This window comes from Collinsella sp. AF23-2, from assembly GCF_003459245.1.
In the GTDB taxonomy this organism is placed as follows: domain Bacteria; phylum Actinomycetota; class Coriobacteriia; order Coriobacteriales; family Coriobacteriaceae; genus Collinsella.
In genome coordinates, this window is the sequence record NZ_QRVG01000008.1 from 57,628 (window position 1) to 74,577 (window position 16,950).

Below are 16,950 nucleotides of genomic sequence, written 5' to 3' on the forward strand. Positions count from 1 at the left end.
CCGGAGGGCGTGGTACCATAGTGCGAACGTGAAATCGGAAAAGTGAGGCCCAGATGGTCGATCAGGAAAAAGTCGAGGCCGCCATTAAGCTGTTGCTTGAGGGCATAGGCGAGGACCCAACTCGTGAGGGCCTGCTGGAGACCCCGGCGCGCGTTGCCCGTATGTATGGTGAGATCGCCGGCGGTATGGACCAGAGTGCCGAGGAACACCTGTCCAAAACCTTTGCCGTCGCTTCGAACGATTTGGTTATCGAGCGCGACATCACGTTCTACTCGCTGTGCGAACATCATCTGCTGCCGTTTTATGGCAAGGCCGCCATTGGTTATATCCCTAACGGTCGGGTGGCTGGGCTTTCCAAGCTCGCCCGCACGGTTGAGGTTTATGCCCGCCGTCTGCAGCTGCAGGAGCAACTGTGCGCACAGGTTGCCGATGCCCTCATGGATTATCTCGCTCCCCAGGGAGCGATTGTGTTGATGGAGGCCGAGCATATGTGCATGACGATGCGTGGCGTGCAAAAGCCCGGCACCAAGACCGTGACGCTTGCTCGCCGCGGCGTCTTTGAGACCGATCCCGCGCTCGAGGAGCGTTTCTTTAGGATGCTGGGCCGCTAACCATGAGAGTCGTCAACGACTTTACATCGAAGACCGATGAGGGGACGTCGCGTCGCGGCTTTATGGCTTCGGGCCTGGCCCCCTTTGGTGCCATGCCTCGCATTGATTACATTTGTGCCAACGGGCTGTTCCGGCGGCACCTGGGCAACATCGTACAGTTGGAATCGGGGCGCATCTTCTGCCGCCACGGTATTGACCATCTGCTCGATGTCGCGCGCATTATGTGGATCAAGAATCTCGAGGAGCAGCTCGAATTTGACCGCGAGGTCATCTACGCCACAGCACTTCTTCACGATATCGGCAAAGATGAACAGTATGAATCGGGTATATCCCATGATGTTGCAAGCGAACGCGTCGCTGATGCGATTCTCGGCGGCATGCCCGATGACGTGGCGTTTGAGCCGGCCGATGCCGCAGCCATTAAGACGGCCATTCTGGGCCATCGAAAGCTGCGCGTGAACAGCCAACCGCTTGAGCGTCTGCTCTATGCAGCCGACAAAGCGTCGCGTGCCTGCTTTGCATGCCCCGCGCGCAACGCTTGCAACTGGAGCGATGATAAAAAGAACCTGTCGATTCGCGTGTAGTTAGTTTGCGCGGTCGGGGTTCTAGACGAAGGAGACGATCGCGTTGAGTAACAAGAAACTGCCCGAGAATGCAACCAAGACCGAAGGCGCCGAGCTCGCCCGCCGTGGAAGGGGCGAAATATCCACCGCAACGGCGGTGCCTCACGTGAGCTATGACGATTTGCGCCATGCCGATCGTATTGTCATTGACGGCCTGGAGGTTTTTGCCAACCATGGCGTGTATCCCGAGGAGAACGCGCTGGGTCAGAAGTTCATCGTTTCTCTGGTGCTCTATGCCGACCTGCGCGCGGCGGGGGAGCACGATAACCTGGACGCCTCGATTGACTACGGCTCGGTGTGCCACGATGTCGATGGCTATCTGCGCGAGCATACGTTTAAGCTCATCGAGGCGGCAGCCGAGGGGACAGCCCAGATGCTGCTGCGCCGTTATCCCTCGCTGCTTGGTGTGCGCATAAAGCTCGATAAGCCGTGGGCTCCTGTTGGCCTGCCCCTGGCAAGCTGCGGCGTCGAGATCGAGCGCGTGCGCTAGTCGACGCTAGAGCTTGTTGAGGGGTGGCTGCTTGAGCCGCTGAGACAGTGCTCTATTGTTGGGACAGTACGTGTCGAGCAGGGCGTGAAAGCGCTGATTGTGGCTCGGCTCGAGCAGATGGACGAGCTCGTGGGCGACAACCATGTCGAGGCATTCGACGGGGTAGGCGGCGAGCTCGCGCGCGATGCGAATGGCGCCGGATTTGGGCGTGCAGGAGCCCCAACGCGTTTTCATGCTGCGCACGGAGACGCGGGCCACGGTGACGCCCATTGCGATTTCGTACGCGTGCACGATGTCGCGTAGCGCTGCGGTGACCTCGGACGCGTAGAACTGGTCGATGCGGGCTTGGAGCTCGTCGGACGTTAGGCCGTCGAGGATTGCGCGCCGCTTGGCCTGTGGGCTTTCGTCCGATTCGTCGGTACCCATAAAACTTGCGAAGGTGGCCTGCTTGGGTCGCGGTGCGGGCGATGCAAAGTTGTGATCGAGTGCGTCCTGTACCGTGATGGGCTTGCCCCAAAGTGCAATGATGGACGAGGGGCTGAGCGGCTCTCGCGCTGTCGCCTGACGTTGCTCACGTTGGGCAAGTCGGCTGATAATCCAGGCGCTGTTGCGCTTCACAAACGCTTCGATGCGCTCGTGGCTGGCGCCGAGCGGTGCGCTGGCGTGGACCTCGCCGCTCGATGTGACGCGTAGGTTAAAGTTCTTGACGCGCTTTTTGGTAACGACGACGGGGATGAGCGTTCCATCCGGTCGGGGTACGGAAATCGTAAATTGCTGCGTCAAATGTGATCCTTCAGATTGGGGACGGGCCGGCATGTCGACCGCTCGGCATGCCGGCCCGCTCAAGGGATGCGAAATTAATTGCGCTCAAAGAAGGCGAGCGCGTTGTCGCTGCAGAGCTTTTGCATCACGGTCTTGCCAAAATGCTTGGAAAGCATGTTCTGGAACTCGGGCATCTTGCTGGCATCGGAGAGGAAAGCGGGCACCGTGGCGCCGTCCCAGTCGCCGCCGAGCGCGATGACGTCCTCGCCGCCCAGGTCGAGCCAGTGCTCGATATGCGCCGCCAGCTGGTCGAAGGTGACGTCTGCGGCGGTCTTGTCGGTTGCGTCGTTGGAAAGGAACTCGCTGCAGTAGTTGAGGCCGACGATGCCACCCATGTCGCGAATGGTGCGGAACTGGTCGTCGGTAAGGTTGCGTTTGACGCCGCAAACCGCACGGGAGTTGGAGTGGCTGGCGACGAAGGGACGCGTGGCGCGGGCGGCGACCTCGTCAAAGCACTCATCGTTGAGGTGGGAGACGTCGAGCACCATGCCGGCGTGCTCCATCTGCGTAAGCGCCTCGATGCCGGCGGCGGTGAGGCCGGCGTGGGTGTCGTGGCCGCTCGCGAGCGGTCCCTGCGCGTTCCAGCTGAGTGACGACATAAGCACGCCCAGGCTCTTGAGCACCTCGATCAGCGCGGGGTCCTCGGCAAAGAACGTGGCGTTTTCGATGGTGTGGATGCAAGCGACCTTGCCGTCCTTGAGCGCGGGGCGAATGTCTGCGGCGCTGCGCACGTTGACCATACGGTCGTGGTTGAGCATTGCCTGGCCGCTCATATGCGCCATGATCTGCGCCTGGAAGCGCGCGGCGTGGGCGGTGGGAATCTCGTCGGGGACAAACGTGGCGAAGCACTGTGCCCACGGCGTGTTGCCGATCTTTGCGAGCGAGATGGCACAGGCGTTACCCTCGATGAGGTCGAAATCTTGCGGATGCGTTTCGTCGCCGGGGAAATAACCGTCGGTGCCGGCGGTAAAGCGCAGGTCGAGATCGAGCGTGGCCCAGCCGATTCGGTCGGCAGTGTCGCAGTGTAGGTCAAATACGGGATATGCCATGGTTCCTCCGGTTGCAGCGTTTCTTTGCAAACTGTCTTTGAATTGTATGACTAGGGTATAGTTAGCGCCATATGTTCACGGCGGCCCGCGTTGTGCGCCGCCCTTATCACGGAGGTTACCATGTCCAACCAGGGCAAGAAGGTCAAGACCCATTATCGTGGCACGCTCGACGACGGCACGCAGTTCGATAGCTCTTACGATCGCGGCGAGCCGCTGGAGTTCACCTGCGGCGCCGGTCAGATGATCAAGGGCTTCGACGCCGCTGTTGTCGACATGCAGGTGGGCGAGAAGAAGACCGTGCACATTCCCGCTGCCGATGCCTACGGCGAGCACAACCCCGAGATGGTCCTGACCTTCCCGGCTGAGCAGGTCCCCAATATCGAGCAGATCGAGAAGGGCATGAAGCTCTTCCTGTCCACGCCGAGCGGCATGCCCGTCCCCGCCGTCGTCATCGACGTGACGCCCGAGGTCGTGACGCTCGACGCCAACCACGAGCTCGCCGGCAAGGATCTCAACTTTGATATCGAGCTCGTCGAGGTCGAGGACTAGAGTATGCCTGAACGCTTGGTTTCGACGACATGCTTGGGAAATCTCAACGATCCGTCCTATGAACTCCTGCTTCGCCGGAAGTTGGGCGGCGTCTTTGAAGTTGACGAGCTACTGCTCGATTGGGACCAGGCTGATGCATGCGCGTTTGTGGGCGTGACGGAACTGGGGCGCACGATCGATGTTCGGTTGGATACTGCCGACGGCGGTCGTCTTGCCGATGGCGACGTGCTCACCATTGACCGTTCGGGCATGGTGCCCGTGGTGGTTGTCGTGCGCCTGCGCAGCGCCGAGGTCTATTTGGTCGAAGTCGACCGCATGGATCCGATTGCGCTCGCGCATGCGTGCTGGGAGATCGGCAACATGCATGCGCCGCTCTTCCGGGGCGACTCGGACGAGCATACCGTGCGCATGTATACGCCGGTGCAGCCGGTTTTGGGCCGTATGCTTCGCGGCGTCGAGGGAGCTCGAATCTCGATCGTTTCGCGCGAGCTCGATGCGGGCCGACGCTTTGCGTCGAGCGCGGCCGATGTTGTCGTGAGCATGGCTCCGGACTTTACCATCGTTAAAAAGACGCGCGACTAAGCGCGCGTATGCGCAAGACGGGCTTTGAGGGGTGACCGATCAAGGTCCGTCTTGCTGTTGATAGGAGGCTTTGGGGGAAGCATATGGGTCTTGAGGGAATCAAGCTGATTGCATGCGATTTGGACGGCACGTTGCTGCACCCGGGGGAGCGCGAGCCGCGTTCCGAGGCCTTTGAGCTTATCGATGAGCTACATCGTCGCGGTATCGTGTTTATGCCGGCGAGTGGCCGTCAATATGCGAGCCTGCGCTACCTGTTTGCCCCGGTGGCCGATGAACTCGCCTATGTATGCGAAAACGGAGCCCTGGTCATGAGCGAGGGGCGTGCCGTGGTCAAGCGTTCTATGGAGCGTGGCCTGGCCATGGATATCGCGAATGCCGTGGTTGCGTACCCCCATGCCGACGTGACCCTTTCGTGCGAGGGACACCTCTACACCATGAGCAGCAACGATGCGTTTGTTGACCACCTGCGTTATGAGGTCCATTGTGATGTGGCGGTAGTCGACCGTCCCGAGGACATCGACGAGGACGTCATTAAGATTGCCTTCCAGACGCCCGAGGTGGAGCAGCCGGCGGCGCTGGAGTATTTTGTGCGTCGCTTTAGCGACCGGGTCGATGTGATGACGTCGGGAACCGAATGGACCGACTTTATCGGCTTTGATTCGGGCAAGGGGTCCGCGCTTGCCGATTATGGTTGTGCGCTGGGGATCTCACCTAACGAAATGATGGCGTTTGGCGATAACGAAAACGATCGCGACATGCTCAACGTGGTGGGCCATCCCTATCTGGTGGAGAGCTGCAATCCCAGCATGCGCGGTGTCAATGACCGTGTCCGCTACGTGCGCACGGTCGAAGAGGAGCTGCGTCGTCTACTTGCTGAGTAGGCATGTCCCAAACATCTACCGGCAGTTGGGGCAGAGACCCTCGAAGATGGTGTAGTGCGACGTGACGTGCCAGCCGATTTGCTCGGACGCCTTGGCGTCGAGCTGGGCATCGAAGGGGAGCGGTACGTCGATGACGCGGCTGCACGAGGTGCAGATGACATGCGCATGCGGCTCGATCGTGCGATCGAAGCGGCTGCCGCCCGGCGTCTTGATTGAGAGAATCTCGCCGGCGTCGGCCAAGAGATTGAGGTTGCGGTAGACCGTGCCGCGGCTGATTTTGTCATCTTGCGCGCGCACGACGTTGTAGATTTCGTCGGCGGTGGGATGGTTATAGCTTTGGCGCACGGCGTCAAGAACCAGCTTTCGCTGCCTGGTATTCCTTCTTTGCACCGCCATGCGCCTCGCCTCTTTTCTATCAACGGTCGTAGGTAAATGATACCGTATTTAGCACACAATACTAATAACGAGGCGTGAAACCGTCCTCATTGGCAAGTGGGGCTCGGGCCTGGGCGTCTACGAGGCGAAAACGCGTCCCCATGCGCTCGTAGGAGGCATGAAGCGCCTCGAGATGAGATAGGATATTTGCCGGAGCTCCCTGTATCTCCATCTCGACTGAGCCGTCTTCCATGTTACGCACCCAGCCGGTGAGCGCGCGTGCCTGCGCGAGGTTGGTGTTGGTAAAGCGAAAGCCAACGCCTTGGACTTGCCCCGCCCAGCGCAGGAAATAGCGCAGGGGAGTGTCTTGAGTGGCCTCGTCGCTTGCGAGCACGGTAAGCCTGCGGCGCAGCTCGAGCTCGACGTTTGATGGTTTTTGAGGCTCTCGACTGCCGCCGGTGACGCTGGAGAAGAACGTATCGAAGAAGCCCATCGCTATGCCTGCTTGCCTGCGTCAGCCGGGAAGGTTATGCCGGCCTGCTGGCGCACGGCATCCATGATGCGCAGTGAGACGAGCGTGACATCGCGGTAGTGGCCAAGCTCGTGGCGTCCCGCCGGGGTCTCCCAAATCTCTTCCTTAACGTTATCGATGCCGCCGATGGCGGTGATAAAGTCTGTGAGTTCGTATTCCATAGTGTTGCTCGATTTGGGCAGGTCGAGCACGCGGCCGTTGTCGCCCTGTTCGCGCGGTGCCTCGGTCGCCGAGCCGCGTACGACATCGCCGCGATAGTCGATGCGGACGTTGCGGGGCGTGGACAGATGGTCGATCTGGATAGTGCCACGCTCGCCTTCGATCTGCGAGGGCAGTAGGTCATTCGTAATTTTGGAGTGCGCGAGCTCGACGGAGATACGGCCACCGCCGTAACTGGCGAGGATGGATCCGCAGCCGTCGATGGGGCCGTGCGTGAGCTGTCGCGTGGTGGGGTCGAGCAGGGTGGCCATGCTCGTAAGGCCGGAGGGCATGCCGAAAATCTCGACCATGGGCTCGACGGTGTAGACGCCAATGTCCATGAGGGAACCCGATGCCATATTGCAGTCGAAGATATTGGTGGCGCGCCCCGCGAGAACCTCGTTGTAGCGCGAAGAATACTTGCCAAAGCGCAACGATGCACGACGAATGGGCGCAATCTCGCCCAGGGCGTCCTCGATGGCGTGGAAGGCGGGGTCATGGAGCGGGCGCATGGCCTCGAGGGCTACGACGCCCGCCGCCTCGGCTGCGCGAAAGACCTCGAACGCCTGCGCCTCGGTGGCACAAAAAGGCTTTTCGACGATAACGTGCTTGCCGCCGGCGATACAGGCGAGCGCCTGCTCGTAGTGGAGCGCATTGGGGCTGCCGATGTAGACGGCGTCGACGTCGTCGGCGGACGCAAGCTCGTCAAGTGCGGTGAAGTTACGCTCGCCGCCATGCTTAGTGGTGAAGGCGGCGCCGCGATCTGCATCGCGCGAGAGCGTGCCCACAAACGCGGCTTGGTCATTGGCGTTGACGACTTGGATAAAGTCGTCGGTAATCATGGATGTGCCGATGGTCGCTATACGCAGCATGTATCCCCCTCGTGCCGTTCGGTTTACAGGATGAGTGTAGCGCGAGGGGGCAGGAAATAGCATGCGAAAACGCCGTTACAGGTCGCTCTCGCTAAAGCCGGTGTCGATATCGAGGTTGGCTCCGTCGGCCGCGGTGGTGGCGAGCTCGTCGCAGCGCTCATTGAGCTCGTGGCCGGCATGCCCCTTAACCCAGATGAACTCCACTTTGTGCTTGCTCTTTGCGGCAAGCAGGCGTTCCCACAGGTCGCGGTTCTTGACGGGCTGCTTGTTGGCGGTTTTCCATCCGCGCTTTTTCCAGCCGTCGATCCAGTGCTTGTTAAAGGCGTTGACGACGTACTGCGAATCGGAATGGACTTCGACCTCGCAGGGGCGGTTGAGCGCCTCGAGCGCCACGATAACGGCCATGAGCTCCATGCGGTTGTTGGTGGTCTTGGCGTAACCGCGCGAAAGCTCGGAGGTAAAGGTCTTGCCGGCGGGGTTGGTGTATTTGAGCACGGCGCCGTAGCCGCCGCGTCCCGGATTTGATCGGGCCGAGCCGTCGGTATAGATGATGACCTTCACGGGCTTCCTTTCGTTGGGCGCGTTTCGTGTGAGTGACCATTGTAGCGCCATGCCCGCCGGGGGCTAGCAATCTACGATTTCTACCCCGTCTTCCGACAGTTAGTTGGCATGGATGATGCGGTTGAGTTCGTCGAGGTATTGCTGCAAGAGGGGAGAGGGCTTGCGCTCGTCGTGCATGATATAGCCTACGCGCATCGTTGGGGCGTCTGCTAACGGGATCGATGCCATACCCCATTGCATTTCATTGGAGAGGACACCGGTCGACAGGGTGTAACCGTTCGACGTGATAAGTAAGTTAGTAAGTGTTCCGCGGTCCGAGATTCGTATGTTGCGGTCGCAAGGGATATAGCTAAAAGGTTCCTCGGCGTAATAGAAGGAGTTTGAGGTTCCCTGCTCAAAGCTGTAGCGCGTATAGGGCGTGAGGTCGGCAAGGGAGAGCTGAGGGCGACGTGCGAGCGGGTGGCGCTCGCTTACGAAGACGTGGACCGTCGCGTCGAAGAGGGGATGGAAGCTCGCGCGCGCATCGGCAAAAGCCTTCTGCAGAACGCGGGTGTTAAAGTCGTCCAGATAGAGGATGCCGATGTCGCTGCGAAACGCGCGGACGTCATCGATGATCTGCGATGTGGTGGTCTCACGCATGATGAACTCGAACTTGCTGTCGCGGCAGCGCTCGACGACGTTGACAAAGGCCTCGACCGAAAACGCGTAGTGTTGGGCCGAGATGGCAAGGCGCGCCTGGGGTGTACCGCCGTCCTCGTAGCGGGCCTCGAGCATATCTGCCTGCTCCACGACCTGGCGTGCATAACCTAAAAGTTCGGTACCGTCGTTGGTGAGCGTGACGCCGCGGCTGGAGCGCGTAAAGATCTCCAGATGGAGCTCCTGTTCCAGGCTTTTGACGGCATTGGAGATATTGGACTGTGCCGTATAGAGGCGCTGAGCTGCGGCGTTGATTGAACCGGACTCTGCCACGGCGATCAAAAACCGAAGCTGTTGGAGGGTCATCGGCTCCTGTCCTTTCGATAACTATCTAAAAAACCGATAACAGGTTAGCGCTTTTAAGTGATTGACCGAGGGAAACAATGCTCGTACTATTCAAAACACACAAAGGCGGTAGGTAATTAAGCCAACCACGGAATCGGGATGCGAAAGGAGGCCCGCATATGAATTGCTTACCAAGACGAATGCCGGGCTCCTGTTTGCGTCCGTCGGCGTGATCAGGAGACAGCGACTTACTTCTCTCTTTTTATTTACTTTCGTTCGATCAAGGAGATCATCATGAGCCAGTTCATCAACAACCCCGAGCACACCTTTGGTTTCGATACCCTGCAGCTGCACGTTGGCCAGGAGAGCGCCGATCCTGCATCCGACTCCCGTGCCGTGCCTATCTATCAAACCACGAGCTATGTGTTCCACAACTCCCAGCACGCCGCCGACCGCTTTGGTCTTGCCGACGCCGGTAACATCTACGGCCGTCTGACCAACTCCACCCAGGGCGTCTTCGAGGACCGTATCGCCGCGCTCGAGGGTGGCGTGGCCGGTCTTGCCGTCGCCTCCGGTGCCGCTGCCATCACCTATACCCTGCAGGCACTTGCCCAGGCTGGTGACCACGTGGTCGCCCAGAAGACCATCTACGGCGGTTCCTACAACCTGCTGGAGCATACGCTCTCACAGTTTGGCGTCGAGACCACGTTTGTCGACGCCCATAACCTGGACGAGGTCGAGGGTGCCATCAAGGACAACACCACGGTCATCTACCTCGAGACGCTCGGCAACCCCAACTCCGACATCCCCAACATCGACGCCATCTCCGAGATCGCCAAGAAGCACGGTCTGCCGGTTGTCGTCGACAACACCTTCGGCACCCCGTATCTGTTCCGTCCGCTGGAGCATGGTGCCAACATCGTCGTCCACTCCGCAACCAAGTTCATCGGCGGCCACGGCACCTCGCTGGGCGGTGTGATTGTCGACGGCGGTAACTTCGATTGGAAGGCGAGTGGCAAGTACGCCCAGATCGCCGAGCCCAACCCCTCCTACCATGGTGTCTCGTTTGCCGAGGCTGCCGGCCCCGCCGCCTTCGCGACCTATGTCCGCGCTATCCTGCTGCGTGATGAGGGCGCCTGCATCAGCCCGTTCAACGCCTGGGTCCTGCTCCAGGGCACCGAGACTCTGTCGCTGCGCGTTGACCGTCATGTCGAGAACACCAAGAAGGTCGTTGAGTTCCTGACCGGTGACAGCCACGTCGCCAAGGTGAACCACCCGAGCCTGCCTGAGCACCCCGATCACGAGCTCTATCAGAAGTACTTCCCCAACGGCGGTGCCTCGATCTTTACCTTTGAGATTAAGGGTGGCCAGGAGGCAGCTTGGAAGTTCATCGATCATCTGCAGGTGTTCTCGCTGCTCGCCAACGTGGCCGACGTCAAGTCGCTCGTCGTGCACCCGGCTACTACCACGCACTCCCAGCTCTCTGCCGAGGAGCTCGCCGAGCAGAACATCACGCCCTCCACGATCCGTCTTTCCATCGGTACCGAGAACGCCGAGGATATCATTTGGGATCTGAAGCAGGCCTTCGCCGCGCTGGACGAGTAAGGCGACTTGTGCAAGGACCCCTTGCGACTCGATAGGTATAACTGTATTAAATGCCTGCTCAAGGCGCCTGTGCGAACAGTGTTTGCGCAGGCGCCTTTTTTGCATAGAAATGTCTGGAAAACAGGCTTTTTAGCGTCGAATATCCAATCTAGATATGGAAAACTCCTGTTAAGTGAATGTGAGTTTTACGCAAATGACGTGCGCCTTTTGAGAAAAACCGCAGGTCGCGAATTGCTCAGGGTACTATGCAGCGCGATCGAATCACACGCAGCTTAAACGCAGCAAAAACTCACTACGGAGGTTTCCAGCTACATGAGGATCGATTCACGAAAACCGAAGGCCGCCGCCCTTTCTGCCACGCTGGCCGTGGCGCTTTTGGTAAGTGCCAGCGTAACCGAGGCCCATGCGGCGACGCTGTCCGACGCGGTTGGGTCCACGCCCTCCGAGGCCACGTTGATGCAGCCCGTCGATTATCGCGGCGACGGTTTTGGCTCCATGCAGGAGTGGAACGCCTCCATGGGTGCCAAGCGCGACTCTTTGGAAGTTCGCGCTCAAATTATCATGAACATGTATGGCGACTATGCCACCGATGACGAGCGTGCCGTGCTTCAAGAGTGCATTGACGGCGCGGGCAGCCTTTTGACGATGGAGGAGGTCGACGCTAAGTCGACCGAGCTCGATGAACTGCGCGCCACGCTCGAGGACGCCAAACGCGAGGCGCTTGAGCTTGAGGCCGCCGAGGCCGAGGCCGCTCAGGCTTCGTATTACAACGCCGGCTACGGCTCGTCGTACGCTGCCGCCGCTTACTATGCGAACGGCTCGGGCCTGACACGCTCCGGTGGCGTTAACAACTTTAATGGCCGTCGTGAGACCTACTACAGCAGCAACGTGCTGTACCATTACCGCACGGGTGAGTGGACGCAGGATTCCGAGGGCTTTTGGCGTGATTCCGACGGCTACTACGTCGTGGCTGCGGGCGATAAGGCCCAGGGCTCGACTTTTACGGGCTCTAAGGGCGAGTGCAAGGTCTACGATTCGGGCTGCGCAGCCGGAACCACCGATTACTACACCGGTTGGTAATCTGCCGGCACCGATTTGATGCGACTGACGGGCGTCTTTACCGAGCTTTCGGGCAACGTAAAGGCGCCCGTTTTATATATGCGCTTGGGTTAACAGAGCCCTTACCGTGGCACTACGTTGGGCATATGGGCGCGGGGCACACTAAGTCATGAGAAGCAAGGTCTTTCCCGTGGAGGAAGTGGTCTCATGAACGCTCGAGATATCGCTATTGCCGTCGTTGCCCTTTTGATCGGATGTCTTGGTCCGACGGCGGCGCTCGTTGCCGGCTCGCAGTCCGCCACGGGCGCCGCTCCTGTGATTGTGGGCACCTTGATTGCAGCGGCGCTGCTGGGAAGCGCCGGCGTGCTGCTTTGCCGCGATGACGAGGACGAGGTTCCGGAATCGCAAAATAAGCCTCAGTTTTAGCCTCGAGCTAAATGCAACAGGCCTTCGCGAATGACGGAGTCCTCGCGAAGGCCTGTCTGCTTGTATTGCGCGCGTCGCGATGCGGCCGAGGCTACCAGCTGCTTTCTATTTCGCGAATCCTCTGGTAGAGCCAATCGTTTTGCGGCACTTGGATGTCGTGTTTGGCGGCAAGGCGGCAAATGGTGCCCGCGAACTCATCAACCTCGGTTTTGCGCCTTGCGACGCGGTCTTGAGCCATCGAGGGCATACCGGCGGGGTCGATTCCTTCGATGAGGTGCACCATCTGCGTCAGGTCTGCCTCGGTCAGCTCAATGCCCTCGGCATTGGCGACCGCAAGTGTCTCTCGCATGGCAGAGACAAAGCAGCGACGCTGCTCGGAGCCCGGCTCCGTGGCGCTTCCGTAGGTCCCGCCGTACGCCATACAGGTCTGGTTGATGCCGTCGTTGAGCATGAGTTTGGCCCACATGCGGTGCGCAATGTCGCTCTCGACGGTATGGGCGATGCCGCAGCGTGTGCAGAGCTTGTCGATGGCGGTGACGGTTGCGGGCTCGGTGCCTGCTGCCGCGCCAAAGCGAATCTCTCCCGTATTGGTAAAGGTGAGTGCGCCGTCGAGGAACACGGCATCCATACCCTGGCAAATACCAAGAACGGTATGCTTCCAGCCAAAGCGCTCGGCAATCTTTTGCTCGCTCGTAATGCCGTTGCACAGCGAGGCGATGAGCGTGTTGGGTCCCACGACGCGCTCCATAGTCTTGAGTGCTTGGTTGAGTCCCGTCGTCTTGACCGTGAGAATGACCAGATCGGCGGGCGTTGCCTCACTGACGCGCACGGACTTGAGTGCGCAGGGCTCGCCGTTGACCGTAAGGGCGTCGCCTGCGTGACGCTCGAAACGGGCGTCGTCCATAATGTATTCGACGGCATCGTTGCCGAGCGTCTTGGCAATCATGCTGCCATAGAGTAGGCCGACGCCACCCTTGCCGATAAAGACAACCTTGTTGATCTGCACGTGAATCATCTCCTCACAAAAAGGCGCCCGCGTGCGGGGCGCCTGGTGGATTGTATGCCGCTGGAGCATGTTGTGTGCGCCGGATAGCCGTATTTAGAAGAACAAACGCATGGGAACACGGGAACTTATGACGCGGGGCAGACCGCAAAGACGCGTGCGGGGTATCCGACGCCATCACGCACCTTGGGGAAAGTGCAGAAGATGACAGCACCCGTGGCGGGAAGCTCGTCCAGATGGTCCATGACCTCGATCTGGTAACGGTCGACCGAAAGGATGTATTGCTCGCTCGGGTAGGGGTAGGCGTCCTCGCGCGTGGTCACGCTCGCCTCTTTTCATTGGGCTTTTTGCTGATGTTAATGCGGTGCCGTGACAGCTCGATTTCTGCTGCGTTACGATACGTTCTCGATTGCGATTCCACGATGTTTCGGCCGCGTGACCATTGTGTTTCGCCTTGCCGAGCGCTGATGGCGAAGGGAGGGTCCGTGCAATACCGCGTTGACTCCAAAAGTGGTAACCGAATATCTGCTCTGGGCCTGGGCTGTATGAGGTTTCCCGGTGCGCCGGGCCATCCGGATGCGAAGACAGCCGATGCCATCATCTCCCGTGCGGTGGAGCAGGGGATTAATTATCTGGATACCGCGTACCTCTATCCCGGTAATGAGGTGTGCGTGGGCGCCTCACTTGAGCGCTTGGGGCTGCGCGACCGGGTGTTGCTGGCGACTAAGTTGCCGCACGCCTCGTGTGTATGCACGGGGGATTTCGACCGTTTCTTTGATGAGCAGCTGCGTCGGCTGCGGACCGACCATATCGACTATTACCTTATGCACAACATCACCTCGCCCGCTCAGTGGGAACGTGTGGTGGCGCTGGGCATCGAGGACTGGATCGCGCGTCAAAAGGCGGCGGGGCGCATTCGCCAGATTGGTTTTTCGTATTACGGCAGCGCGGCGGATTTTCTGACGATGCTTGACGCGTACGATTGGGATTTTTGCCAGAACCAGTACAACTATGCCGGCGAGCGCTACCAAGCGGGAACGGCAGGGCTCATGGCGGCTGCGGAGCGCGGGCTCGCGGTGTTTGTGATGGAGCCGCTGCTGGGCGGTCGTCTAGCGGGCAAGTTACCGCCGCGGGCCCGCGCCGTGCTCGATGGCGCCCGTGACCCGCATTTGCGCACTCCTGCCGCCTGGGGGCTTTCGTGGGTGTGGAACCATCCTCAGGTGACGATGCTGCTTTCGGGTATGACCGATACCGCGCAAGTGGATGAGAACGCGGCGCTGGCTGACCGAGCCCTGCCGGATTCGATGACAGCTACTCAGCTCGATGCCATCGCGCACGTGCTGACGGAGTTTGAAAAATCGAATCGCGTGCCCTGCACGGGATGTGGCTATTGCATGCCGTGCCCTAAAGGCATCAATATCCCTGGGTGTTTTGCCGCCTACAACGCAAGCTATGCGCACAGCTGGTTTACGGGTCTATCGCAGTACTTTACGGCGAGCGCGGTGCGCACAAGCGAGCCCAAGTTGGTGAGCAATTGCGTCAAATGCGGCAAATGCGCGCGGCATTGTCCGCAGCACATCGATATCCCCGGGCGCTTGGACGCCGTACGCCGCCGTTTTCAGCCCGGCCCCGTGACGGCGGCGCTTAAGGCCTTCGGCAAAACGCGCTCCTCATGACCCTTTTATAACGTGCGGTGGAATACGGTCTGTTTGCGCCAAAATAAGGCACCAATAGACCGTATTTCACCGCAACTGATGAGGGGGAGCTGGGGATGCTGACGATCGGGTGTCACCTATCCACGACGAAGGGCTATCGGGCGATGGGGGAGACGGCGCTGTCCATTGGCGCCAATACCTTTGCATTCTTTACGCGCAACCCGCGCGGCGGCAAGGCGAAAGACCTTGACATGGATGACGTGGCAGCCCTGCGCGAGCTTATGGAGCAAAACGATTTTGGTCCGCTCGTGGCTCATGCTCCGTATACCTATAACCCCTGCTCGGCCAAAGAGCGGGCGCGCGAGTTTGCCCTGGAGGCCATGGCAGAGGACCTGCAGCGCCTGGAAGCGCTGCCCGGCAACTACTACAACTTCCACCCCGGTGCGCATGTGGGGCAGGGCTCCGACGCTGGCATTCAGATGATCGTCGAAACTCTGTGCAAGGTGATGTTTGAGGGCCAGCAGACGACGGTGCTGCTCGAGACCATGGCCGGCAAGGGCACCGAGGTGGGCCGCAGCTTTGAGGAGCTGGCTCTCATCATCCAGGGCGTTGCCGACAAGCACCCCGAGCTGTCGGCCAAGCTGGGCGTTTGCTTGGACACCTGCCATGTGCATGATGCCGGCTATGACATCGTCCGCGATCTTGACGGCGTGCTTGACGAGTTCGATCGTGTGGTGGGTATCGAGCGCTTGCGCGCCGTGCATATCAATGACTCCAAGAACCCCTGCGGCGCTCATAAGGATCGTCACGAGTGCATCGGCAAAGGCTACCTGGGTAGTGAAGAATTTGGCGGAGGTATGCGAGTTATGCAGAATATTGTATCGAATGGCCGCTTGCGCGCATTGCCATTCATTTTGGAGACACCGAACGAACTTGCAGGTTATGCGACTGAAATCAAACTGTTAAGGTCGTTGCAGCAGTAATGCCTGCCATAAAGTGGAGTGCTCCATTCACGTTATGGGTTTGTTTCAATCAGTTTTCTGATTGCAGATTCTTCCAAGCGGGTGCATAATAACCCACAGTTTTTGCAGACCTCTGAATCACGTGGGGTCATTGGAAGGAGACTGATTATGAAGCTGAAGAAGCTTGGCGCATTTGCCGCCACGGGTGCTATGGCGCTCGCCCTCGCTCTGACGGGCTGCGGCTCGTCCAACGCCACCTCTGGTTCTGATGCCGGTTCCAGCAGCTCTGACGATGCTAAGGTCGAGAAGGTCGACGGCTCCAAGGAGTACGCGCTCGTCAAGGACAGTACGCTGACCGTCGGTACCTCTGCCGAGTACGCTCCGTTTGAGTACAAGGATGACAACGGCGATTATCAAGGCTTTGACCTTGAACTCATCAAGGCTATCGGCGATAAGCTGGGCCTGGATGTCGAGTATGTCAACAATGACTTTGACACGCTGGTTCCGGGTGTCGCTTCGGGCGCCAAGTATGACGTTTCCATTGCGGCTATCACCGACACGCCCGAGCGTGAGAAGGAAGTCACTTTCTCTGATTCCTACTACATGGACGATCAGGCTATTGTGACCAAGGTCGATAGCACCGACATCACGGCCGACAACTACAGCGAGAAGCTCAACAACGCTGACGCTACCATCATCGTCCAGTCTGGCTCGACCGCCGAGGCCTTTGCCCAGGAGAACTTCCCCAAGGCCAAGATTGTCCCCTACAAGGACGCTACCGAGTGCTTTAGCGCTCTGCAGTCCGATAAGGGCGACGCTGTAGTCACCAACCGCTCCGTTGCCAGCCAGCTGACCGCCGAGCAGTTCAACACCTGCCAGACCATCAAGCAGATTAGCACCGGCGAGGAGTACGCCATTGCCATCAACCAGGGCAACACCAAGCTCAAGGATGACATCAACCAGGCCATCAAGGACCTGACCGACGACGGTACCGTCGACGCCCTCATGGCTAAGTACAACATCAAGTAAAATAACTACTTGATTGCGCGCGGGCCCTTTCCGTTTTGGCGGAGAGGGCCTTTGCGCTTCTCTTGACGGAGAGCTTTTCCGTCTC

The 16,950-nt window shown here is 59.5% G+C and carries 21 protein-coding genes; 12 read left to right on the forward strand and 9 right to left on the reverse strand.

Features of this window, described 5'->3' with window-relative positions; all coding sequences use genetic code 11:
- Positions 1-53 precede the first annotated feature (53 nt).
- Genes folE through folB form a run of 3 tightly spaced genes read left to right on the forward strand, consistent with a single transcriptional unit; the run spans position 54 to position 1,724 of the window.
- A complete protein-coding gene (gene folE / locus DWY03_RS04935) occupies positions 54-611 on the forward strand; it encodes a GTP cyclohydrolase I FolE (RefSeq protein WP_022094399.1) in 558 nt (185 codons plus the stop codon).
- 2 nt (positions 612-613) lie between these two features.
- Positions 614-1,195 (forward strand): HD domain-containing protein, encoded by a 582-nt coding sequence (locus DWY03_RS04940; RefSeq protein ID WP_172622418.1) that lies wholly within the window; start codon positions 614-616, stop codon positions 1,193-1,195.
- A 43-nt stretch (positions 1,196-1,238) separates the two neighbouring features.
- The gene (gene folB / locus DWY03_RS04945) at positions 1,239-1,724 is read left to right on the forward strand and encodes a dihydroneopterin aldolase (protein ID WP_055251396.1); all 486 of its coding nucleotides are present in this window, start codon (positions 1,239-1,241) and stop codon (positions 1,722-1,724) included.
- Positions 1,725-1,730: 6 nt separating this feature from the next.
- Here the strand turns inward: folB and DWY03_RS04950 are convergent, their stop codons facing one another.
- Together DWY03_RS04950 and DWY03_RS04955 are read right to left on the reverse strand one after the other, a co-directional pair.
- Positions 1,731-2,507 carry a M48 family metallopeptidase gene (locus DWY03_RS04950; RefSeq protein WP_158558623.1) on the reverse strand — a complete coding sequence of 259 codons (777 nt, stop codon included), beginning with the start codon at positions 2,505-2,507 and terminating at the stop codon, positions 1,731-1,733.
- A 74-nt stretch (positions 2,508-2,581) separates the two neighbouring features.
- Positions 2,582-3,595 carry a dipeptidase gene (locus DWY03_RS04955; protein ID WP_117840034.1) on the reverse strand — a complete coding sequence of 338 codons (1,014 nt, stop codon included), beginning with the start codon at positions 3,593-3,595 and terminating at the stop codon, positions 2,582-2,584.
- 120 nt (positions 3,596-3,715) lie between these two features.
- Here DWY03_RS04955 and DWY03_RS04960 point away from each other — a divergent pair, with 120 nt between their 5' ends.
- The 3 genes from DWY03_RS04960 to DWY03_RS04970 all read left to right on the forward strand — a co-directional run bounded on the left by DWY03_RS04960 (position 3,716) and on the right by DWY03_RS04970 (position 5,607).
- Entirely contained in the window at positions 3,716-4,144 is a 429-nt protein-coding gene (locus DWY03_RS04960; protein ID WP_117840035.1) for a peptidylprolyl isomerase, read from the forward strand.
- Positions 4,145-4,147: 3 nt separating this feature from the next.
- Positions 4,148-4,726, forward strand: coding sequence for an urease accessory protein UreE (locus DWY03_RS04965; RefSeq protein ID WP_117840036.1), 579 nt, complete (start codon positions 4,148-4,150; stop codon positions 4,724-4,726).
- A gap of 83 nt (positions 4,727-4,809) precedes the next feature.
- Entirely contained in the window at positions 4,810-5,607 is a 798-nt protein-coding gene (locus DWY03_RS04970; protein WP_117840037.1) for an HAD-IIB family hydrolase, read from the forward strand.
- 15 nt (positions 5,608-5,622) lie between these two features.
- On the opposite strand, the gene DWY03_RS04975 is transcribed toward DWY03_RS04970, so the two are convergent.
- From DWY03_RS04975 to DWY03_RS04995, 5 genes are all read right to left on the reverse strand, one after another.
- Positions 5,623-6,003: a Fur family transcriptional regulator gene (locus DWY03_RS04975; protein WP_197032788.1), complete on the reverse strand. Its 381-nt coding sequence runs from the start codon at positions 6,001-6,003 to the stop codon at positions 5,623-5,625.
- 61 nt (positions 6,004-6,064) lie between these two features.
- Positions 6,065-6,475: an acylphosphatase gene (locus DWY03_RS04980; RefSeq protein ID WP_117840038.1), complete on the reverse strand. Its 411-nt coding sequence runs from the start codon at positions 6,473-6,475 to the stop codon at positions 6,065-6,067.
- Positions 6,476-6,477: 2 nt separating this feature from the next.
- Positions 6,478-7,584: a Gfo/Idh/MocA family protein gene (locus DWY03_RS04985; RefSeq protein WP_117840039.1), complete on the reverse strand. Its 1,107-nt coding sequence runs from the start codon at positions 7,582-7,584 to the stop codon at positions 6,478-6,480.
- Positions 7,585-7,659: 75 nt separating this feature from the next.
- Positions 7,660-8,196, reverse strand: a complete 537-nt coding sequence (gene rnhA / locus DWY03_RS04990; RefSeq protein WP_117840040.1) for a ribonuclease HI — start codon at positions 8,194-8,196, stop codon at positions 7,660-7,662.
- 48 nt (positions 8,197-8,244) lie between these two features.
- Positions 8,245-9,147 (reverse strand): LysR family transcriptional regulator, encoded by a 903-nt coding sequence (locus DWY03_RS04995; RefSeq protein ID WP_117840041.1) that lies wholly within the window; start codon positions 9,145-9,147, stop codon positions 8,245-8,247.
- 273 nt (positions 9,148-9,420) lie between these two features.
- On the opposite strand from DWY03_RS04995, the gene DWY03_RS05000 reads away from it, so the two are divergent.
- The 3 genes from DWY03_RS05000 to DWY03_RS05010 all read left to right on the forward strand — a co-directional run bounded on the left by DWY03_RS05000 (position 9,421) and on the right by DWY03_RS05010 (position 12,216).
- On the forward strand, positions 9,421-10,731 hold the full coding sequence (locus tag DWY03_RS05000; protein WP_117840042.1) for an O-acetylhomoserine aminocarboxypropyltransferase/cysteine synthase family protein: 1,311 nt from the start codon (positions 9,421-9,423) through the stop codon (positions 10,729-10,731).
- A 312-nt stretch (positions 10,732-11,043) separates the two neighbouring features.
- Complete coding sequence (locus DWY03_RS05005) at positions 11,044-11,811, forward strand: hypothetical protein (RefSeq protein WP_117786327.1); 768 nt, start codon at positions 11,044-11,046, stop codon at positions 11,809-11,811.
- Positions 11,812-11,997: 186 nt separating this feature from the next.
- A complete protein-coding gene (locus tag DWY03_RS05010) occupies positions 11,998-12,216 on the forward strand; it encodes a hypothetical protein (RefSeq protein WP_117786328.1) in 219 nt (72 codons plus the stop codon).
- A 91-nt stretch (positions 12,217-12,307) separates the two neighbouring features.
- Here DWY03_RS05010 and DWY03_RS05015 read toward each other — a convergent pair whose 3' ends face one another.
- Positions 12,308-13,231, reverse strand: a complete 924-nt coding sequence (locus DWY03_RS05015; protein ID WP_117786329.1) for a ketopantoate reductase family protein — start codon at positions 13,229-13,231, stop codon at positions 12,308-12,310.
- 116 nt (positions 13,232-13,347) lie between these two features.
- Complete coding sequence (locus DWY03_RS05020) at positions 13,348-13,542, reverse strand: hypothetical protein (RefSeq protein ID WP_117786330.1); 195 nt, start codon at positions 13,540-13,542, stop codon at positions 13,348-13,350.
- Between the two features lie 162 nt (positions 13,543-13,704).
- On the opposite strand from DWY03_RS05020, the gene DWY03_RS05025 reads away from it, so the two are divergent.
- The 3 genes from DWY03_RS05025 (at position 13,705) to DWY03_RS05035 (ending at position 16,865) form a co-directional block, all read left to right on the forward strand.
- Positions 13,705-14,895 carry an aldo/keto reductase gene (locus DWY03_RS05025; RefSeq protein WP_117786331.1) on the forward strand — a complete coding sequence of 397 codons (1,191 nt, stop codon included), beginning with the start codon at positions 13,705-13,707 and terminating at the stop codon, positions 14,893-14,895.
- A 95-nt stretch (positions 14,896-14,990) separates the two neighbouring features.
- On the forward strand, positions 14,991-15,857 hold the full coding sequence (locus tag DWY03_RS05030; protein ID WP_117786332.1) for a deoxyribonuclease IV: 867 nt from the start codon (positions 14,991-14,993) through the stop codon (positions 15,855-15,857).
- A gap of 147 nt (positions 15,858-16,004) precedes the next feature.
- Positions 16,005-16,865: an ABC transporter substrate-binding protein gene (locus DWY03_RS05035; RefSeq protein ID WP_117840043.1), complete on the forward strand. Its 861-nt coding sequence runs from the start codon at positions 16,005-16,007 to the stop codon at positions 16,863-16,865.
- The last annotated feature ends 85 nt before the right edge of the window (positions 16,866-16,950 follow it).

Coding starts and splice junctions, on each gene's coding strand:
- DWY03_RS05035 (WP_117840043.1), top strand. CDS start 16,005: ATGAAGCTGAAGAAGCTTGGCGCATTTGCCGCCACGGGTGCTATGGCG.
- DWY03_RS04955 (WP_117840034.1), bottom strand. CDS start 3,595: ATGGCATATCCCGTATTTGACCTACACTGCGACACTGCCGACCGAATC.
- DWY03_RS04960 (WP_117840035.1), top strand. CDS start 3,716: ATGTCCAACCAGGGCAAGAAGGTCAAGACCCATTATCGTGGCACGCTC.
- DWY03_RS05005 (WP_117786327.1), top strand. CDS start 11,044: ATGAGGATCGATTCACGAAAACCGAAGGCCGCCGCCCTTTCTGCCACG.
- DWY03_RS04940 (WP_172622418.1), top strand. CDS start 614: ATGAGAGTCGTCAACGACTTTACATCGAAGACCGATGAGGGGACGTCG.
- DWY03_RS05015 (WP_117786329.1), bottom strand. CDS start 13,231: ATGATTCACGTGCAGATCAACAAGGTTGTCTTTATCGGCAAGGGTGGC.
- DWY03_RS04970 (WP_117840037.1), top strand. CDS start 4,810: ATGGGTCTTGAGGGAATCAAGCTGATTGCATGCGATTTGGACGGCACG.
- DWY03_RS05000 (WP_117840042.1), top strand. CDS start 9,421: ATGAGCCAGTTCATCAACAACCCCGAGCACACCTTTGGTTTCGATACC.
- DWY03_RS05010 (WP_117786328.1), top strand. CDS start 11,998: ATGAACGCTCGAGATATCGCTATTGCCGTCGTTGCCCTTTTGATCGGA.
- rnhA (WP_117840040.1), bottom strand. CDS start 8,196: ATGGCGCTACAATGGTCACTCACACGAAACGCGCCCAACGAAAGGAAG.
- DWY03_RS04995 (WP_117840041.1), bottom strand. CDS start 9,147: ATGACCCTCCAACAGCTTCGGTTTTTGATCGCCGTGGCAGAGTCCGGT.
- folE (WP_022094399.1), top strand. CDS start 54: ATGGTCGATCAGGAAAAAGTCGAGGCCGCCATTAAGCTGTTGCTTGAG.
- DWY03_RS04975 (WP_197032788.1), bottom strand. CDS start 6,003: ATGGCGGTGCAAAGAAGGAATACCAGGCAGCGAAAGCTGGTTCTTGAC.
- DWY03_RS04980 (WP_117840038.1), bottom strand. CDS start 6,475: ATGGGCTTCTTCGATACGTTCTTCTCCAGCGTCACCGGCGGCAGTCGA.
- DWY03_RS05030 (WP_117786332.1), top strand. CDS start 14,991: ATGCTGACGATCGGGTGTCACCTATCCACGACGAAGGGCTATCGGGCG.
- DWY03_RS04985 (WP_117840039.1), bottom strand. CDS start 7,584: ATGCTGCGTATAGCGACCATCGGCACATCCATGATTACCGACGACTTT.
- DWY03_RS04965 (WP_117840036.1), top strand. CDS start 4,148: ATGCCTGAACGCTTGGTTTCGACGACATGCTTGGGAAATCTCAACGAT.